The organism is Ascidiimonas meishanensis (assembly GCF_037782385.1).
GTDB classification, from domain to species: Bacteria; Bacteroidota; Bacteroidia; order Flavobacteriales; family Flavobacteriaceae; genus Ascidiimonas; species Ascidiimonas meishanensis.
On the sequence record NZ_JBBEXD010000029.1, the window covers coordinates 1 to 2,703 of the forward strand.

Genomic DNA, 2,703 nt, shown 5'->3' on the forward strand with positions numbered 1-2,703 from the left:
ATTGAATCCTTCAAGTAAAAAAACTTGCTCACTTTCACTAAGTAATGTTATTTGGTGAAGGGGAGTTTCTAAATTACTTAGTAATTTTTCTAAAAGAACAGAAAATTGTTTCGCAATGGTACTAATTTCCGTTTGACTGAAAAACAAACTATTATATTTCAATTTCAGGCTCAATGAATTTTTACAACTAAAACAGAATTGTAAATCCTCAATTAGCATTTCGTTTGAAACTTCCCCTTGTATTTCTGTAAGAGTAACAGAAGTTGCATATCTTTTTGCCTTAGTATTAAGATCATCGGTTAAAAGTCTAAGCGTTGGGTAGCTTGCATATTTGAGATCTTGTATGAAATTATTCTTCAAATTTCCCAAGAGCTCCTTAAAACTAGTGTCTTCAAATCCTGATAAACGAACTGGTAGAATTTGTGACCTCTTTTCCTGTTGATAATTAGTAGTAAATAAGATCAAATCGTTTAACTGGCTATATTTATTCGCCAATACACCAACCGCTCCCAAAAGTATTAAATGCTTAGCTTGTTCAGATGTTCCAAATTTGCTGAGTTTTTCGGTGATCTCAGTATCAAAACTGATTGTATATTCTTCTATAATAGAAGAAACAGGAACCGCTTTTGAACTTACGTCAAAATACCTTTGAAGTTTTAATTCCTTAAGTCTGTTTTCCCAATATTTGCGAGCCTTAATATTCTTATTTGCCTGCACTGAACTATGGTCTAATAATGATTCTCTTTTCATAATGCTTTTATTATGATACCTGAACTTGATCTAATTTTTACTTGAAAAAATGCTTATCCCAAAGAGGGTACTTGTGTATTGAGACCTATGTATTGTAATTGAATTTCCTGCTTAGATAAAATCTGTTCTACAATTGCTGCATAATATTCTCCAAACAGATTTATACTTTCATGTTCATATAACTGAACGCTATAAATAAAATCCAGAAGATAAGCGTTTCCTGTATCTGAAGCTTCCAGTTTAAACTCATATTGTGTAGTGAGATCTCTTTCTAAAGGCAGCGGAGAAAACTTCAAATCTGAAATGATAAAACCATCTTCGTCCTGATTGTATTCATTGAAAGCAAAATGAACTTCTGCTATAGGAGTGACTTTTGCATTTAACTTATCTGCCTTCATTTTAACCATGTCGTCAAACTGAAAATCTTGATTTTCAAATGCGCCCAATACAATTGATTTAACAGATTTTAAAAAATCACCATAGGTCTGCTCTTCATTAATAGAAATACGTAAGGGAAGAATATTAACAAAAGTGCCAATAACATTCTTTAATTGAGAGTGTGTTCTGCCCAACACATCGGTACCAATTATAAGGTCATGCTTACCCGTTATTTTATGTAGTAATAAATAATAAACAGATAAGAAAAACATAAATTCAGAGGTCTCATTATCACGAACTAAATTCTTTATTTTTTTATAGTTATCATTCGTCGTTTTAAAGGAGACTACTGATGCTTCAGAGATATCAATAGTTTCTGTGTGCTGAGCGTATGAAAGTTCTAAAGAAGGTAGTTCTCCTGTAAGTTGCTTGGTCCAGTAAGCCTCTTGAGTTCTTAGTTGGTTATTTTCATTTCTTTGCCAGTTAGCATAATCTGCATAATTAATAGGCAGTTCTTCCAAGGCATTGTTTTGTAATATTTGTTTAAAATCATTTAAAATTATCTGAATAGAAAACCCATCACAGATAATATGATGTACATCAACAAATAATAAATTCCGATGATCATCTTGACGATAAAGTGCAAATCTTATGAGTGAGTTTTGCTCCTCTAAATCATGAGGTCTAATAAATCTATGAAAAGCCTCTTTAAAGCTTATTTGATCTGAAGAGATTATTTCAAAATTCATGTTGACTTCCTTGTGAATTTTCTGAAACAATCCATTTTCATTATGAACGAAACTTGTTCTCAAACCTTCATGTCGATCTAGTAGTGTATGCAGTGCAGTTTTTAATTTTTCTATAGAAACAGCACCTTCAATGGCGATACCACCCGAAATATTATATGTAAGACTGTCTTTGTTTATCAGGTAATTATAGAACATGCGTTCTTGGGCAGCGGAGGTTATATAGTGCTCCTGTTCAGATACTTTTTCAATTGTAGCTTCTCCAGTTTCATCTAAACTATCTATGCGAGCTGCTAGATGTTCAATAGTATTGTATTCAAATATATCTTTAATAGGTAGTGTTTTTGAAAATTGACTTTTAATTCCACTAATCACATGAAAAGCAATAATAGAGCTCCCGCCTAACTCAAAAAAGTCTTGATTGATACTAATTTTAGAAGGTTCCAGTTTTAAGATATCAGCCCATATTTCTAACAAGGTTAGCTGTGTTTGATTCTCCGCTTTTTTATGTGAGATTATATTTTGATAGTCTGCAGAAGACAATTGATTGCGGTCAATTTTTCCATTTTTTGTAAGCGGAATTTCTTTGCACCATGAAAATATTGTGGGTATCATGTAAGCAGGTAAGTGCTTTGAAAGAAACGAGGTTAGTACAGCACTTTCTATTTGCTCATCAGAAGAGCAAACCGCCACAAGGAAAGGTGTTTTGTCTTTATTCTTTACAATGACCGCCGCATTTTTGACCGCCGCATTCTTCATTAGGGCGTTTTCAATCTCCCCGAGTTCAATACGGTGTCCGCGTATCTTTACCTGATGGTCATTTCTGCCA

The 2,703-nt window shown here is 33.1% G+C and carries 2 protein-coding genes; both read right to left on the bottom strand.

Annotated features, from left to right (window positions below; all coding sequences use genetic code 11):
* The coding region (locus WBG07_RS19245) for a condensation domain-containing protein (RefSeq protein ID WP_340203746.1) at positions 1-750 on the bottom strand (750 nt) is incomplete at its 3' end.
* A 53-nt stretch (positions 751-803) separates the two neighbouring features.
* The coding region (locus WBG07_RS19250; RefSeq protein WP_340203748.1) for a condensation domain-containing protein at positions 804-2,703 on the bottom strand (1,900 nt) is incomplete at its 5' end.